14 protein-coding genes and 1 pseudogene are annotated in these 16,844 nt (G+C 42.9%); 7 read left to right on the top strand and 8 right to left on the bottom strand.

Annotation, left to right across the window (positions count from 1 at the left end; all coding sequences use genetic code 11):
• The first annotated feature begins 130 nt into the window (after positions 1 to 130).
• The gene (locus tag ED652_RS18375; RefSeq protein ID WP_122055736.1) at positions 131 to 286 is read left to right on the top strand and encodes a DUF3012 domain-containing protein; all 156 of its coding nucleotides are present in this window, start codon (positions 131 to 133) and stop codon (positions 284 to 286) included.
• 129 nt (positions 287 to 415) lie between these two features.
• Here the strand turns inward: ED652_RS18375 and phnE (ED652_RS18370) are convergent, their stop codons facing one another.
• From phnE (ED652_RS18370) to ED652_RS18340, 7 genes are all read right to left on the bottom strand, one after another.
• A complete protein-coding gene (gene phnE / locus ED652_RS18370) occupies positions 416 to 1,219 on the bottom strand; it encodes a phosphonate ABC transporter, permease protein PhnE (protein WP_009846258.1) in 804 nt (267 codons plus the stop codon).
• Entirely contained in the window at positions 1,219 to 2,043 is an 825-nt protein-coding gene (gene phnE / locus ED652_RS18365; protein ID WP_102344373.1) for a phosphonate ABC transporter, permease protein PhnE, read from the bottom strand. The genes phnE (ED652_RS18370) and phnE (ED652_RS18365) overlap by 1 nt, the downstream gene beginning before the upstream one ends.
• Positions 2,031 to 2,801 carry a phosphonate ABC transporter ATP-binding protein gene (phnC, locus tag ED652_RS18360; RefSeq protein ID WP_048663776.1) on the bottom strand — a complete coding sequence of 257 codons (771 nt, stop codon included), beginning with the start codon at positions 2,799 to 2,801 and terminating at the stop codon, positions 2,031 to 2,033. The genes phnE (ED652_RS18365) and phnC overlap by 13 nt, the downstream gene beginning before the upstream one ends.
• A 289-nt stretch (positions 2,802 to 3,090) precedes the next feature.
• Positions 3,091 to 4,131, bottom strand: a complete 1,041-nt coding sequence (gene phnD, locus ED652_RS18355; RefSeq protein ID WP_004732989.1) for a phosphate/phosphite/phosphonate ABC transporter substrate-binding protein — start codon at positions 4,129 to 4,131, stop codon at positions 3,091 to 3,093.
• A 301-nt stretch (positions 4,132 to 4,432) separates the two neighbouring features.
• Positions 4,433 to 5,653, bottom strand: coding sequence for a glycerophosphodiester phosphodiesterase family protein (locus tag ED652_RS18350; protein WP_009846256.1), 1,221 nt, complete (start codon positions 5,651 to 5,653; stop codon positions 4,433 to 4,435).
• 275 nt (positions 5,654 to 5,928) lie between these two features.
• Complete coding sequence (locus ED652_RS18345; protein ID WP_122055735.1) at positions 5,929 to 7,281, bottom strand: sigma-54 dependent transcriptional regulator; 1,353 nt, start codon at positions 7,279 to 7,281, stop codon at positions 5,929 to 5,931.
• Positions 7,278 to 9,251 (bottom strand): ATP-binding protein, encoded by a 1,974-nt coding sequence (locus tag ED652_RS18340; RefSeq protein WP_122055734.1) that lies wholly within the window; start codon positions 9,249 to 9,251, stop codon positions 7,278 to 7,280. Before ED652_RS18340 ends, ED652_RS18345 begins: the two co-directional genes overlap by 4 nt.
• A gap of 419 nt (positions 9,252 to 9,670) precedes the next feature.
• Between ED652_RS18340 and ED652_RS18335 the strand changes: the two genes are divergently transcribed.
• Complete coding sequence (locus tag ED652_RS18335; RefSeq protein WP_122055733.1) at positions 9,671 to 10,513, top strand: GyrI-like domain-containing protein; 843 nt, start codon at positions 9,671 to 9,673, stop codon at positions 10,511 to 10,513.
• Between the two features lie 171 nt (positions 10,514 to 10,684).
• Here the strand turns inward: ED652_RS18335 and ED652_RS18330 are convergent, their stop codons facing one another.
• Entirely contained in the window at positions 10,685 to 11,602 is a 918-nt protein-coding gene (locus ED652_RS18330; RefSeq protein ID WP_122055732.1) for a LysR family transcriptional regulator, read from the bottom strand.
• Between the two features lie 148 nt (positions 11,603 to 11,750).
• Here ED652_RS18330 and ED652_RS18325 point away from each other — a divergent pair, with 148 nt between their 5' ends.
• The 5 genes and pseudogenes from ED652_RS18325 to ED652_RS18305 all read left to right on the top strand — a co-directional run bounded on the left by ED652_RS18325 (position 11,751) and on the right by ED652_RS18305 (position 16,654).
• Positions 11,751 to 12,362, top strand: coding sequence for a fumarylacetoacetate hydrolase family protein (locus tag ED652_RS18325; protein WP_122055731.1), 612 nt, complete (start codon positions 11,751 to 11,753; stop codon positions 12,360 to 12,362).
• A gap of 28 nt (positions 12,363 to 12,390) precedes the next feature.
• Complete coding sequence (locus ED652_RS18320) at positions 12,391 to 13,089, top strand: 2OG-Fe dioxygenase family protein (protein WP_122055730.1); 699 nt, start codon at positions 12,391 to 12,393, stop codon at positions 13,087 to 13,089.
• 12 nt (positions 13,090 to 13,101) lie between these two features.
• A complete protein-coding gene (locus ED652_RS18315; protein ID WP_122055729.1) occupies positions 13,102 to 13,992 on the top strand; it encodes a hypothetical protein in 891 nt (296 codons plus the stop codon).
• On the top strand, positions 13,985 to 14,932 hold the full coding sequence (locus tag ED652_RS18310) for a C-terminal binding protein (RefSeq protein WP_122055728.1): 948 nt from the start codon (positions 13,985 to 13,987) through the stop codon (positions 14,930 to 14,932). Before ED652_RS18315 ends, ED652_RS18310 begins: the two co-directional genes overlap by 8 nt.
• A 476-nt stretch (positions 14,933 to 15,408) precedes the next feature.
• Positions 15,409 to 16,654 (top strand): annotated as a pseudogene (locus tag ED652_RS18305) (ISL3 family transposase).
• Positions 16,655 to 16,844 lie beyond the last annotated feature (190 nt).

Here is a 16,844-nt window from a genome sequence, read left to right as displayed (position 1 = left end):
TTTTCATAGTTCGTAGCATGATCCTGATTTTACTGAAAATCAAGCATCTTCAATGATCACAGGTATATAACAATCATCAATGGTATTTGGTAGAGTTATCCGAAATCTAGACCAAAACGGAATATTTGTTATGAAGAAAGTCGCGTTGATACTTTTCCTAGCCACTCAGTTAATGTCTTGTACCGAAGTTGGCAGTGAAGCTTGGTGTGCGGATATGAAAAAGAAGCCTAAAGGCGACTGGACCGCTAATGAAGCCGGTGATTTTGCCAAGCATTGTATTTTCTAAAAAAGCACTCACCACTCCAACCATATGTCTTTATAGATAAAAAAACGACCGCTAGGTAGACCGAAGTACCTAGGGTCGTTTGAGCTTCAAAATGCTAGATAAGCTCTGAACTTTCACACAACATATTGTCTATATGAGTTTATTACGGATGTGGATCACCACTGCTTCTGCAACGATAACCACTGCGAAGATACTCACTAATACCATCGAAACTTTTTGCCACTCAAAAAGGTTCTGCGCATCGTTTAGCACCACGCCAATACCACCAGCGCCCACCAAACCCAGTACCGCAGATTCACGTACATTGATGTCCCAACGGAACAACACAATGGAATAGAACGCGGGCATCACTTGTGGCCAATAACCTTTAAGTAAAACGCTCATCCAAGAAGCGCCTGTCGCGCGTAAAGCTTCAATAGGCCCCATGTTCACTTCGGCAATTGCTTCCGCTAACAGCTTCCCTACAAAGCCGATACTACGAATGGCGATAGCCATAATGCCTGCGAGAACACCGGGGCCAAACAGTGCGATGAACAGCAATGCCCAAACCAATGAGTTCACAGAACGTGAAGACACGAGAAAGAATTGAGCAATCCAGTTCAAGGCTTTATTCGGAGTGATATTTGGCGCGTTCATAAGTGCTAAAGGGATCGCAAATACCAAGGTAAACAAGGTACCTAACGTGGCGATGTGCAGTGTCTCAATCATCGCTGCGTGAATCGACTCAGGATAGAACGCGTAATCCATTGGCACCATACGCTCGAACATATCGGCAAACTGGGCTGGCGCGTCGTATAGGAACTCAGGAATCACTTCCACCGTCTGCCAAGACCACACGATGGCGCACACAAGGCTAAGGTAAACAGCAAATCGAGCCACACGTTCGTTGGGTGTAAAACGCTGCCACTCTCTATCAATAGATGCAGTTGTCATTAGAAGATTCTCCTAACAATGTTGGAAAGGAATTCGCCGACAAGAATCAGTGCGATGATGGTGATCAAAATAGCCGCGACGAAGTCGTAGTCAAAACGTTGGAATGCGGAGAAAAGTGTACCGCCAAGGCCACCAGCACCCACGATGCCAACCATGGTTGAATTACGTAAGTTCGAGTCCAACTGATAGCTTGCAAAACCAATGAAACGAGTAAATACCTGAGGCATCACCGCGTACAGGATGACACTAACAAAGCTCGCCCCCGTCGCTTTAATCGCTTCAACCGGTTTAAAAGAGATCTCTTCAATCGCTTCTGCAAACAACTTGGCGATGAAACCAATGGATGCGAATACCAAGGTCAGGATTCCAGCAAGGGCACCGAAGCCCACCGCTTTCACAAATAGGATTGCGATGATCACCGGGTGGAAAGAACGACACAGTGCGATGAAGCCACGAATCGGTGTCGATACAATCGAAGGCATCATGTTTCTTGCAGCAAGTAAGCCAAGAAACAGTGAGATGACGATGCCGAAGAAACTCGAAATGATCGCTATCTGCAAGCTCTCCGCTAAGCCACTTAGCAATAGATTAGTACGCGAGAAATCTGGCGGGAACATTCTTGATAGTAACCGCTCACTTTCACCAAAGCCGATGACCAAACGATCAAAGGTCAGTCCTAACGTCGCAAAGCTGTAAAACAGGTAGCCAATGATTGCAGCGATAATTGCACGGTTAGTCCATGAGGTTTTGAACGGATTTTCATGCTTCGCTGGCGATGCGCTTGATGGAATACTTGGCGACGAGCTTGGGTTTAATCCAGCCATGACTCACCCCCATAAATGATTTTTAGGTCTTCTTCTGAGATCCCTTCAGGGCTACCGTCATAATGCACTTTACCGTTACACATGCCGATGATGCGCTTGGCATAACGCTTAGCTAAGTTCACATCGTGGATATTCACCAACACTGGGATGTTTTTCTGTTCTGCGAATGTCTCCATCAACTCCATGATCTCAACCGCGGTTTTTGGGTCGAGTGATGACGTTGGTTCATCCGCCAATAAGATATATGGGTCTTGCATTACTGCGCGAGCGATACCAACACGCTGTCTTTGCCCGCCTGACAAACTGTCGGCACGTTGGTTTGCAAAGTCTTGTAGACCTACAAATTCAAGTAACTCGAACGCTTTTGCTAAGTCTTGTGGAGAATAGTTACGACGCCACGCATTCCAAGCCGTCATGTAGCCTAAACGGCCACTTAACACGTTCTCGATAACCGTTAAACGTTCCACGAGGTTATATTCTTGGAACACCATGCCGATGTGTCGACGTTGTTTACGTAGCGCTTGGCCTTTTAATTGAGTCAGGTCTGCGCCATCAAAAATGATTTCACCTTGGCTTGGATCGTTGAGGCGGTTGATACAGCGCAGAAGCGTACTTTTACCGGTACCAGATGGACCAATGATCGCGATGATGCCTGGCTCATCGATATCAATATTAATGCCTTTAAGGATTGGCTTGCCTGCCACGTATTCGTGGAAAAGGTTGTTTATCTTTATTCCTTCATAGCTTGCTACGGCCATACTGCATTTCCTTGTGCGAATTTTAGAGTGATCTATGCCCTACCCGCGAGGGCATAGATACTGATACCAATCGTAGTAAATAACTGCTCACCCTAGCTTGTTAAAAACCTCGATAACTTCGTTAGAATTTTTGATTGTAGAATAACTACTTATCGAAAAATTCTGCCTTGTTCTCAAGCTTTTTTCCTACGCTATGTTTGATCACTTACTTACTGTGATTGGTATTAGTTAAGGTAAGTATTTAAAGAACTAAGTCTTTCGAAAACTTAGTCTTCTAATAGAAAAAGAATTAGCCGTTGTTTGCTTGTTTTGCTAACTCAGCGGCTTTTTTCTTCGCGCGTTTAGCCGCATCTTTCTCAGCTAACTTCTTCAGGCCAGTTTTGGTGTAAGCGGTACCTGTCGCATGAGCGATATCACGAATCACATCCCACTCTTCTTTGTAGCTGATTGGCGAAAAACGGTCTGCACCTTTAAATGATGCGCTCATCTCTGGTGTAAAGCGGTAGCTAAAGAACGCCTCGTTGATCTTCTCAACTAGCTCTGGTTTTAAGTTGTACGCATAGCCAAACGCAGACGTTGGGAAGCGAGGGCTACGGTAGATGATCTTAAGTTCAGAATCGTCAACACGACCTGCTGCTACCATACGATCGTACACGTCCGATGCCACAGGTGCTGCGTCATAATCTCCATTGAAGACGCCTAGAATCGATTGGTCATGCTTTCCTGAGTAGAGCACTTTGTAATCTTCATCTGGCACTAGGCCTTTCGCCGGGAATAACGCACGAGGAGCTAGGTTGCCAGAGTTGGAAGATGCAGAAGTGTGTGCAACCTTTTTGCCTTTCAGATCAGACATTTTGTTAATGCCGCTGTCTTTACGCACAATCGTGATTAGGTTGTAGCCTTGGAAGCCAGACTCATCGCCTTTCACTGCGATTGGAACGTAGCCCGCAAGGTTAACTGCGTAGCCAGTAGGGCCAGTCGAGAAACCTGCAACGTGCAGTCGACCAGAGCGCATCGCTTCTACTTGTGCAGAGTTCGAGTGCACCGTGTAGTAAATCACTCGCTTACCTGTAATTTTACTTAGGTGAGCTTGGAAGTCGGCGAATGCATCTTTGTATAACGCAGGGTCTTCTACCGGAGTGTAAGTAAACACAAGCGTACTTGGGTCGTTCCACTCATCTGGGTTCTTCGGTGAATCGGCGACCAAATCTTGGTTTTCATCACAGTATCGATCGTCTAGCACACCACGACTAGAGCAGTCGCTTGCCATAGCCATTGAAGGAAGTAGTAATGAGCTAGCGATTAACAGTCCTTTAACACTGATTTTCATATTCAAACCTTACTTTTACTTATTGTTGAAAGTCACCTTCGCTATTGCAGCCTTTGTGCCACCTTTTAATTTATTTAATTTCAATAACTTAAAGAAAACCCTAAATTGGAAAATTACTTTTGTGTCATTACTGTCCAACCGAGAAGTCTCTATTTGGGTCATTTATGTCCCACCAATTTCGGTGGTAAAAAAAAGAGCCCGAAGGCCCTTTGGTTCACTGCTTTTTCTCTTATTATTCTTTGGCTAAGTGCTCTCTATACAAACGCTATAATTAGCGATGTAAAGCGAAGCTCACAACAGCCTAAGCGTCGCTGTCCATACAGTTAGCGTAGTAAGTTACCGTTGCAGGCCAATCGCTGAATACGCCCATCACACCCACATCTTGCGCCAGTACATCAAGCATTTTCATCATGTCACCATCATTGTTGATGCCATCTTTCACGCTTTGGTAATACCAACCGCCACCTTGCGCTAGTGGACCCGAACGCTCCAGTGTCCATGCAATAATCTCAAGCTCAGCATCTTTTGCCAGTTTCGCGTAATTAGACGCAACCAATTCGTTGTTCTCACCTAGCTCAACCAAAGCAAACAGAGGTGGCGCGATGATATTCACACCCGCATCGTGCAGTTCTTTCATGTTCTCCACAGACGCAACAAAGTCCGCTTGCTCATAGACACGGTCGTCAAGGTAAACGGCTTGCTTACCGAACTTAGGCGTCTCATTAACCCAGTACTTCACATCATCCAAGTTGAATGACTGTAGGTAAGTCTCTGAAGGCTCAAAACCCGCCTCTTTCAGCTCATCCACCAGCTTCTGCGCGTACATCTCTTGGCTAAAACCATTGAAAGGCATTTCTACCGCCGCCGATTTCAGCTCAGGAGTCACCTTCACGCCGTGCTCTTTAAACAATGCCGCACTTTCTGCGTGTGTCATCAGTGTGCCACTTTGGCTGTAAAGATCGGTTCTCCAACCGGGTGTGCCATTCATGTACTCTTCGACCGTGGTTGCTTTTGGATTCGCACCATCCATTTTCCCTTTCAGGGTCTTAAACTCCGCTAGCGTGAAATCAGAGGTACGACACTCAACCTGAGCATCTTCGCCTGTCGCTGGGTTAGCCGGCGTGAACGGTGTTGAACACTTCTTCGCGAGATCGGGATGCGCCAAAACATCGGTTGTGGTGTGCAGATCACTTTGCGAGTGACGACATACCAACGCCTTGTCTTTAGTGAAAGTCACATCGCATTCCACGACGCCCGCGCCCATTTGAATCGCCGCTAAGTAGGATTCCTTGGTGTGCTCAGGAAACTGCATCGCAGCTCCGCGATGTCCAATAGAAAAATCACTACGATGAAAAGGTCCTTCACTGCAACTCAACAGCTTGGTTTTCAAAGGGCTCTCATCCATATTGTTCACTAAAAAGAGGGGACGAGGACCTAAGTCGGCTGATTCTGCTGCGGCCCATGCCGTCATCGAGCTCACACCTAGTATCAGAGCAATCGAACCTTTCAGTATTTGCTTCATGTTTGTATCTCCTTGCAACAAGCAATTATTTTTCTAACTTCCTTTATTCGATCATTCGGTGTTGGATAGCTGTCATATATAGATAGTTGTCATATAGATTTTGACTCAGCACCGAATAACCTCATGTGAACGTATGCCACAATGTAGTGATTGCACGCATTGTGCCAAATGTTAAAGCCCTTTTATTACAATTACTTGAAACGGTTAACCATTCGACTGAAAGTTAAATGGGTCATTGTTGTCTTGTGCTTTTATTAAGCGAATGAATGAACCAGTTAGGCTTTGAAGCTCTCTTTATCCAATTGGTGTTTCTTCATTTTTCGATAAAGCGTTTTGCGTGGCAGGTTCAGCTTGCTTGAGACCTCATTGATGTTGCCTGCGCTTTCAATAAGCGCCTCAGTCAGAACATTTCGTTCGTACTGCTCCATCTGTTTTTCAAAGGCGAAATCTTCTCCGGACGACTCGCAAATCGGCGATTGAAGATCAAAGCCATCACCGACAATACCCAACACAAAACGATCAGCGACATTACGCAGCTCACGCACGTTACCCGGCCATTCGTGTCGACATAGCTGCTGTATTTGTTCGGGATAGATCGTTGACGGGCGTGTCTTGTATTTGTGGCTCGCTTGAATCACAAAATGGCGGAACAGCACCTGAATGTCCTCTTTGCGTTGACGCAATGCGGGAAGGTTTAAGCTAGCAATATTGAGGCGATAGAAGAGATCGGCTCTGAACTCCCCCGTTTCACTCAAGCTCGCAAGATCAGCTTTGCTGGCGGCTACCACCACAATATCGACCGGGATTAACTCGTTACCACCAACGCGCTCAATCATTCTTTCTTGAATGACGCGCAACAGTTTAATTTGCACCGCAATTGGCATGCTTTCGATTTCATCAAGGAACAGAGTTCCGCCATTGGCTTGTTCTATTTTTCCAATGCGCTTCTTGTTGGCACTGGTAAACGAACCCGCTTCATGACCAAACAACTCACTCTCAATAATGCTTTCTGTCATGCCGCCACAGTTAATCGCAACAAAGGGCTTCGCCTTACGATGGCTAAATTGATGCAACGCGCGAGCAATCACCTCTTTGCCCGTTCCTGTTTCGCCATTGATGATGGTATCAACACCAGTATGAGACAGGGCAAGCACTTGCTTACGTATCGTATCCATCGCTTGTGATTGGCCAATAACCACCGTTTCAATCGGTAACTCCGTTTCCTCATCACCGTCTGTAGCTGCTGGGCAATTGTGCTGAGACTGTGTCAACGCCAAGTCGAGCTTTTCTACCAACTCGCCCGCATTAAGTGGCTTTTCTAAAAAGTCGAACGCCCCTAGCTTCATTGCCTCTATCGCCATGGGAATATCGCCATGACCACTCATCAACAATACAGGGACGTTAGCGGCTCTATGTTGAATTGAACTCAGTAGTGTAAGCCCATCCACCTGTGGCATTCGTACATCACACAATACAACCGACTGGCTGTTTGCTTTGAGCGATTTAAGGCCAAGGTTAGGGTCGGTAAAGGTCGTGACGCTAAACCCTTCTAGCTCCAACATTTCACTCACGGCTTCAACGACATCGATTTCATCATCGATAAGAACTATGTGTTTTTCTGCAGTCATGAGGCTATGCCTTTTGGTAGAGTGACGATAAAAGTAGTGCCTTGGTGTTCAACTGATTCCACGTGAATCGAGCCGCCAAAGTCTTTTATGATGTTGTACGCGATAGACAAACCGAGCCCAAGCCCCTTACCTGTTGTCTTGCGGGTATAAAATGGGTCAAACAGATGCGGAATGTCCTCTTCAGGTATCCCTAACCCGTTGTCCATCACCAAAATCTGAATGGTATTCGAATGCTCTTGAGTAGAGATGCTGAGCTCTGGTTGCTCTCTGTGTTCGATGGCATCCAGAGCATTGCTGATCAAATTCACCAGTACCTGTTCTAAGCGAATGTTGTTAGCTCGAACCATCTGGTCGCTTTGTGGTGAATACTGAATCGAGACAGCGCTCTGTCGGGTTTCAAACAGATCAATCGCATCACCAATCACCTTATTCAATTCAACGTTATCAATCTTGCCATCACTCTTACGTGAGAAGGCCTTTAGGTGACGAGTAATCGCAGCGACTTTATCTAACAAGACCTCGATTTTTTTCAGATTCTCTTCTGCCCTGTCAGGCCTTTGCTTGCCTAACCATAATTGAGCACTTCGAACGTGACTGTTTACTGCGGTCAGAGGTTGATTGATCTCGTGCGTGATCCCAACACTGAGTTGCCCCAATGCAGCCAGTTTTCCTGCTTGGATCAACTCATCTTGAGTCACTCGTAGTTTGGCTTCGGCTAGGGTTCGCTCTTCCACTTCAGCTTCTAATTTTCGATTGGTTTGCTTAACGACTTTAGCCGTGGTCTGGAATACCTTTAGGTACTTGGCCATTTGCGTCACTTCGTCTTTGCCACGAATAGAAACTTCGGTATCTAGATGACCGGTAGAAATCGCGAACATGTTGTCTTTGAGCTGTAAAAGCCTTTCTAAAATACTCTTACGCACGTAGAACCACGAAATGGCAGCGGCAGCCAACACGCTAAACAGAGAAAGGAAAAGAGAGATACGCTGATTCGATTGTAAAGACAACTGCGCTTGCTGAATCGATTGATCAATATTGCTATTCACCTTGCTGGTATTACTTTCGATCTGCACCGTTAACTGATTCAAATGTTCACGGCTGTTTTGCAGAAAATATTGCTCTTGATAGAGATGATCGAGCGCTTTGTTTTTCATCCCATACAAGCTGCTATCACTTGAGGCGAGGTTATAGATCACTGTGAGTTGATGATCTAATTCAGGAAAATCACTTCTTAAATCACCACTGACCCAGAGCTTCCACCACTCTTCACCAACTTGCTCTAAGCGGTAACTGGTGTAATCGAGCTCATTAAAGCTTGAGTCGTTATACAGCTTCTCTACCAAGCCTAATTGGTAATAAAGCAGAGATTTCAACTGGGTATATTGAATTTGCTCTTTGGCTGACTCAGGCAAACTGTCGAGTGAATCACTGGCCTGTTGCAACAGAGGATAAAAGCCCTCAAGCAAATTACGAAGTTCTTGATTGAGTTGTTCTGACTCAATCTCACTTTGATACAACAAACTCAGACTATTGTTAACTTGGGCGATAAGATCTTTAAAATAGGCGTGGTAATCAGGGAATTGAACCATAACGCTATTCATCACTGAAATGGCCTCTTCAATTTTGAGCATCGCCTGCTTACGTTCTATATTCGATTCAGCGTCACTGAGCTGAGATGAGGTCGTGATAATCACACGCACCATATCATTGAGGCGTGCAGCGTTATCTAAGGCGGGGATTTCACTCTCTTTTAATTCAACAAGGCGTTGGTTTAAATCGTCAAAGGTGAAGCTCGATACAACTGACAGAAAGATGGTGGTCATCGATAACATAGCCAATGCCAACACCAAACGCAGCTCGATGCCCTTCCAACCAAACCACTTACGACGCGGGATTTTGATCGAAAACGGGCGTTCAAAACTTTCTTTATTTTCTATCACCTCGGAGACATGACTACTCACTCGCTCCACCTTCTCTCATCATAAAATCAACAAGATCCGTCAATGATTCAATCAGTTAGGTGGTTTACCTATTTAATCTTACATCTAATAGCTTTAGTAAAACTATTAAATGAAGAGTAATCATTAACATTTTACATAAGACATCATAACAATTATTTTATAAAGCTTGAGCTGTCTGTTTTGCGATAATAGAAAGTGACCGCACCGACAGAAACGTGATTACTTTATCAATACCTATCGAAGGACATTTTAGTTTGAGCACTTCCAATAACGTCTGATCATTTATCATAGAGATTGATCGTATTGGGCTTATCATTCGCAAAACGGTTTTGAATCTAAACTTTCAGACAAATTAGCAATAATGGAAAATCATTGAGTCTCGCAGTGTAGGACACTACCTATGTCGAAATAGGATGGATGTATAAATAATGCAGAACAATCATGTCAGGTTGGAGAAGGTAGTGAGGTATTTAGAATCTCACCTTGATCAGCCTATGGTAATAGAAGAGCTATTATCAAAATTTTACTTCTCTAAATACCATTTTCATCACCTGTTCCGCGCCTATTATGGCGAGGGGGTATATGCGATGCGTAAGCGCCTGCTTTTAGAGAGGGCTGCTCGAAGTATAGTTTATGGGGTTGAGAGCATGACTGAGATTGCTTTTTCTTGTGGCTATGAAAACCAAGCTTCTTTTAATAAGGCGATACGAAAGCAGTTCTCTTGTACACCATCGTATATTCGTCATCAAAAAACAGTTCCTGCCTTAAAAAGGCAACAACTCACTAGTTTTGAGGACATAAAGATGAATATAAACGTTGTCGATTGCAAGTCTACGGAAGTCCTGTATTCCAGAGGTAGTGGCAAATACAATGATGCAGCTGCAACCGCATGGGGGCAACTGATGCCATTTGTTTATTCTAATCGCTTAATTCAACCCGAGACAATAATGATAGGAATAAGCCATGACGACCCAAATATTACCCTTGTAGATAATATACGCTACGACGCATGTGCAACGATCGTTACTGAAATGGAATTACCTGAAGGTATCGATCGCAAGACAATCTTAGGTGGCAAATATGCCAAGGCCTTGCACAAAGGTACTTACGAGAAACTCTCTGAAGCTTACAGCTATTTACTCTTAAAATGGCTACCAGACAGTGGGTTTGAACTGCGAGACCAACCATGCTTTGAGGTGTACCTGAATCGAGACCCAAGACGAACTAAACCTGAGAATTTGAAAACCGAAATCTATATTCCGATCAAGTAACTGAGAGAGCTGTCCTTGAGTCAGTCAATCATGGCTGGCTCATTTTTGCCCCTTTCCTTGCCAGCGATGTTTAACCTCATAAATCACAATGAGGTGGTTTGATCCTACTTTTTCTTATCCAATGTTAAGACAGCAGAATAATTGTGCAAGTCTTTGTATCTTCCATTACCTCTATTGAAAAGATTCCATTCTTTCTTTCAAGAAACTAACAAACACCTTCAGCTGCTTGGGAACAAACTTAGACTGAAGATATTGAGCTACCACAAATTGTTGCTTACTGGCCCCAACGTGCCATTCACCTAAGATTGGAACAATTGCACCAGTATCAATATACTCTTGCACCGAAAAATCAGGAAAAATGGAAATCCCCATCCCTTCTAAAACCGCCTCACGCCTAATTTCACTGTGGTTTACCGCAAAGCTACCATCAACCTGAATGGACTCTGAACAAGAACCTTTAGAAAAGTGCCATATGCGATCGGATAGTTTTTCAGTTAAGCATATGCAATTATGATTCTGTATATCTGTCGGTGACTGAGGCGAGCCATACCTTTCTATATAATCAGGACTAGCGCATAGAACATTGTTCCTGCTCCCTAGTGTCGTCGCCACCAAACCTTCAACTGGAGAGCTGGTGATATGAATTACAACATCAATTTCTTCATGTATAGGATCAATGTATTCTTCAGCAATGATAAGTTGCAATTGAATATTTGGATACTTTTTCATAAACACCAGAATAATTGGTGTCAGAACTTGCTTTGATAATGCTTTGGGAGCAGCTACTTTTAAGCTGCCACTATACTCTGATGAACGCGCCTGCGCTGCTGACACAGCCTCTTTAGCATTGTCTAGCATTTTGGAGCACATACGAAACACTTCGTCGCCGTCCGTGCTCAACTTCATTTGTCGTGTTGAACGATTCAACAATTTAATTTCAAGGGCGTCCTCGAGTCGAGCTATAGATCTGCTGATAGATGAGGGGGAAACTCCAAGTTTAACAGCGGTCTTAGAAAAACTACCTAACTCTACAACATTCACAAAAATTGCCATTTCAGACAATAATGGTAAAAGGCGATTTGTGTCCACAGTGCAAAAATCCTTTGCAATTATTCGTATTGTTCTAGCCAAACTACTCATAGATAATAAACAAGTCAATGAGTTAGAGGTGAGCTAATTAAAAAGCAGCACGCTTGCGACATATTAATTAACCTGAATTTATGAGTCAGAGGGAATAATGAGTAAAATAATTTGTGTTGGAAGAAACTATCGAGAGCATGCTAAAGAGCTTAATAATCCAATACCAGAAAACCCAATCTTATTTATTAAGCCCACATCATGTATATCCAGATTTGAAGATATCGGTAGTACTCTTTCTCGCTATGAAGAAATCAGCTATGAACTTGAGCTAGTAATCCAAATTGATGAGATAAATAGTGATAACGCGATATCAGGTATAGGCTTAGGACTTGATTTAACTAGACGGAAATTGCAAAGCCACCTTAAGTCAAAAGGGCATCCCTGGGAGCGTTCTAAATCATTTAGAGGAGCCTGCCCACTCACAAACTTTGTCGATTGCAAAAGCTCTGTTAGTGACTTTGACCACCTCAATATTCAATTTACTTTAACCATTAATAATGAAGTCAGGCAAGCAGGGCACATCAACCAAATGTTATTCCCTGTTTCACAAATAATTGAAGACTCTCACCAAGAATTCGGCGTTGATGCTGGCGACATTTTTATGACAGGTACACCATCAGGTGTCGGTCTCCTACACAAAGGTGATCACCTTATTGTGACGCTGCTCAAAGACGAAAACATAATAATTAAAAAAGAAACAATCATTTAAAAATCAACCCAAGGCTAGGCAAATACTCATGCAACAAGAGATAAGAACAAACGATTTAGTATCAAATGGATACATGATCATAGAAAGTAATCATGTCCCCACCGAAGTGAAAGACACCCATGTATCAAAATATTGGGACGACTTACCATTGGATACTTACATGGGAGATGGTGGTACATACAGACAGAGGAGGTTTGGCAGCTTTGAGTATTGCTTAAACACCAAAGCTCTCAAAAAAAGCTCTCAAAATTATTTCTACCAATCAAAAGACATAAACCCGTTAAATGGTGGCAATAACAGAACATTTGAGGATGTTTGTGATGACTTTTCTTCGAGTGACTTTTTAAAAAGCCTTATTAACTACTGCTTAGACTTTATCCCTATAAACAAATGTGAAGGAAAAAAATTAGTAATCAACACACACCTGTTCAGGGTTATTGCTGATGGTAATCAACTAGGTCTACCTACACCTGAAGGGATTCATAGGGATGGGCACCATTTCGTTTCCCAACACCTGATACAACGAAAAAACATTAACGGTGGTATTTCAGGTATTTATACCCCTGAAGAGAAAAGTCCTTTGATACACAAGCTACTAAACAATTCATTCGATACCATCATCGTCGATGACAACCGAGTAAAACATGATGTGTCTCCAATCTCCTGTGATTCACTACTCGAACGAGGTCTTAGAGATATGCTGATAATTGACTATAACTTTGTGTAATAGGGGGTGACTATGAAAGATGCTTTACAACAATCGCTAATGGTGTCTCTAGTGATTGCAAAACTTGTCATACCATTTTCAATACTAAGTGAAATTTTACAGTTCTATGGAGTCATCGAGTATACGAGCTTCATATTCGAGCCAATAACGCAGTTGCTAAATCTTAGGCATGAAGTTGCAATCGCCTTTGCCGCCAGCTTCTTTTTGAATATATATGCAGGAATAGCTGTTGCTGCGGGGCTCTCACTCACTCCTTACGAATGGACTATCGTAGGCACATTTATAGCCATATGCCATTCAATACCGATGGAGTCTGCGGTTCTAAAAAAGGTAGGTTTTCCCATAAATGTGCATTGGATATCACGTTTAGTTTTAGGGATAGTAGGAGCTTGGTTTGCTTCATTAATCACACCTGAAACGCTTGCTGGTGGTATTTTCAATCAAGAGCTGAAGACTGTTCAATACGATGGGTTTACTGATCTAATTAAAAATGCGGTCACTAATTCGGCGATTCTGTGCATAAAAATATGTGTGCTTGTTTCAGCTTTGATATGCATATTCGAACTAATAAAAAGGTCGAAAACCTACAACGCATATCTTCAAAAGCACACATATATGTCTAGTCTCATTGTGGGCGGACTACTTGGAGTGACTTACGGAGCGGGTATTCTATTGAAAGACTTTAACTCAGTGAAGAGTGAGCACAAAGTTTACTTACTTACATTCTTGATGCTCGCTCACGGTCTAATTGAGGAAACATTAATATTTTTAATGTTTGGTTCAGATGTGACGGTGATATTCGCAATTCGAATGTTTCTAGCCTTAACGGCGGTATTCAGCGTGTGGGCATACAAAACTTGGCAATACAAAAATAAGCAAACAAAGGAACTGATAAATAACTAAGGTATTCATTACAGACAGGATCACAGATCCTACGATTGAAAAAGAGATTTTAGGTGACCACCTTGCATCATCTATTGAAAAAGATGTGGAAGTATTGTTGGTATGGCATCAGATAGTTGATGAAAGTTTCCTTAATGATTTTCCAAATCTTAAAGTCATCATCCGTTACGGTGTAGGTTTTGATAAAATCGACTTGAGTGCCTGTCGGTCAAGAGGTATTACAGTGTGTAATAATCCTGATTACTGTACTGAAGAAGTCGCGGATACCGCCGTAGCAATGATCTTAAACACTACTCGCATGCTGACCAGATACAACGCTGTTGCACCGCATTATTCTTCAGGATGGCAAGAAAATGTTATCCCTGAAATAAAACGAACATCCTCACAAACTGTCGGTGTCATTGGGATGGGGCGAATAGGTAGTCTCACGTTGAGCAAATGCAAGGCTCTAGGCTATCAAACCCAATTTTATGACCCGTACATTTCAGAAGGCACAGAAAAAGTCTTTGGTACATCTAAATGTTCGTCTCTTGAAGAGCTTTTAGAGACAAGTGATATTGTGAGTCTTCATTGTCCACTAGATGAATCTACACAAGGAATAGTTGACTCACAATTTATAAATAGAATGAAAAGTGGCGCTTCCCTGGTCAATACAGCAAGAGGAGGGTTAGTATCTGATATAGATATTTTTTACTCTGCATTAAAATTTCAAGATCTAAGCTCTGTCGCCTTAGATGTACTTCCACAAGAGCCTCCCAAAAGTGGCAAGTTAATTGACGCATGGAAAAACAATGAAGCATGGTTAGCTGGTAGATTACTAATTAATCCACACGCTGCCTATCATTCTATTGAGTCCCAACTAGAGCAGCGCAAAAACGCAGCGATGAACGCGATGCGCGCTATTAAAGGGTTACCTGTAACAGCTGTGGTATCTGATTGATCTAAGCGACTAAAAGTACCATTTCCCAACGTTCTGATTAGGGCAATGGTACTACTAAAGCCTTCCGTTAGGTTCATTAACTAGAAAACCAATTTCTTGAATTCCAGTCACCATTTACTGATAACAACGTTGAACTAAATATCTACTACTTCCATCACACCCTAAAATCACTATTTAGCACAATAGGCTGAAAAGAGATACGCAAGATCTTCTTTTCAACTGCGCAAGTTGATGTGAACCCAAACACCCTTATATGCTGGTTTTTCTCACCTGTAAACTGCAGAATGGAAACCGTTACAAGACTCAACATAACCAGAGAAGTAAAACGTCAATTATATTTCCACTCTGACAACCAATGCAAGGGTTTGCAATACTTCAGAGGCTCTTCTCCACTTAGATGAGTCTATAAATTAACAATAAAACCAGTAATACGTTGATTTATAATCACTTCCCCTCTTATATCTTAGTGTTGTAGTTTGTCGTTATTATCTTCCGCTCTATTTAATTTTAAAGGTCAATCCGTACAGTCTGTAACGCTCGAAGAGTGCACTCATTCAGTACTCGTCAAATGCAAGCGAGACAGACGCTGTAAAGTCGTTGACCCTGAGACTGGAGCACCGCGTACCGCGTACCGTCGACCACTATGTTCAACGTCGCCTGTCAGATTTACCTGTCAGTGGTCGCCCTTGCGTAATAGAAATTGAACTGGCTCAGACGAGAGATAAGCTCGGCCGAAGATTGATTGAAGCCACTGATTTTGTTGATAAGGGTGGTCGCTATACCAAGAGATTCTGTCACTTTATTAGTGGGCTATGCCGCTATATGAGCATCCATGCATTGTCTAAGCATTTAGACATTCGTTGGGAAACCGTGAAAAATATCGATAAAGCATTTCTGTTATCTACCTTGCCCGCTTTAGAGCCTAAGAAGTTGACCAACCTTGTTCATATTGGCGTTGATGAAGTCGCCAGGGCTAAAGGCCATGACTATATGACCGTTGTTTATGATCTGGTTTCAGGACAACTTATCTGGGTTGATCATGGACGGACTTCAAACGTACTCATCAACTTTTTTGAACAATTATCACCACAAACGAGAGACGGCATCCAAGCTGTATCAATGGATATGGGCCAATCTTACCAATCAGCGGTGAGAAAGGCTCTTCCGAATGCAGACATCGTTTTTGACCGGTTTCACGTTATGCAGAACTACTCTCTTCTGATAAGGAAAGAGCGTAATAAAGCGTTTAGGAGAGGAACGCATGACGAGAAAAAAATGCTTAAGGGGACGCTATTTTTACTCCTCAAAAATGCGCCGAAATTAAGCGATAAGCAGTCAGATAGGCTGGATGATTTACTTGAAAGCAATAAGACACTTTGTACTATTTATATGCTCAAAGAGCAACTGCAAGCCTTATGGAATGAACGTGATTTTGACTTGATGATCGCAGCGCTTGATGCGTGGTGCCAGCTTGCTAAAAATACAAGGATCTTATCTCTCATCAACTTTGCAGATGCGCTTTGGGAGAGAAGAGTTGGGATCTGCAATTATGCAAAATATAGGCTGACGAATGCCCGAGTTGAAGCTGGGAATGTATCGATAGGCCTTCTTAGGCGGAGAGCCCGAGGAGTAAGGGATACTGATTACTTTAAATTGAAGATTAGACAAACCTCAATCCTAGAAACTCACTCTACCTTTTACCCAGAAATCAAGCTCATCTAAGCGGAGAAGAGCCCTTTTTCTAACCCATATCGAGCGTATTAGAACTTAAACTCTAACGTATTTTTGTCCAGAAATTAGTTAGCTATCACGGCTACCTCAGATCCGCCCTGTGATCACCAAGCAATTCTGTCGTATCGTAACTACCAAGCGACTTTGTCATTACGTTAACTACCGAGGGATTTTGACGGGA

Source organism: Vibrio sp. Evd11 (assembly GCF_900382755.1).
In the GTDB taxonomy this organism is placed as follows: domain Bacteria; phylum Pseudomonadota; class Gammaproteobacteria; order Enterobacterales; family Vibrionaceae; genus Vibrio; species Vibrio lentus.
Note: the sequence above shows the minus strand (reverse complement) of the source record. Positions and strands in the feature narration are given on the sequence as shown.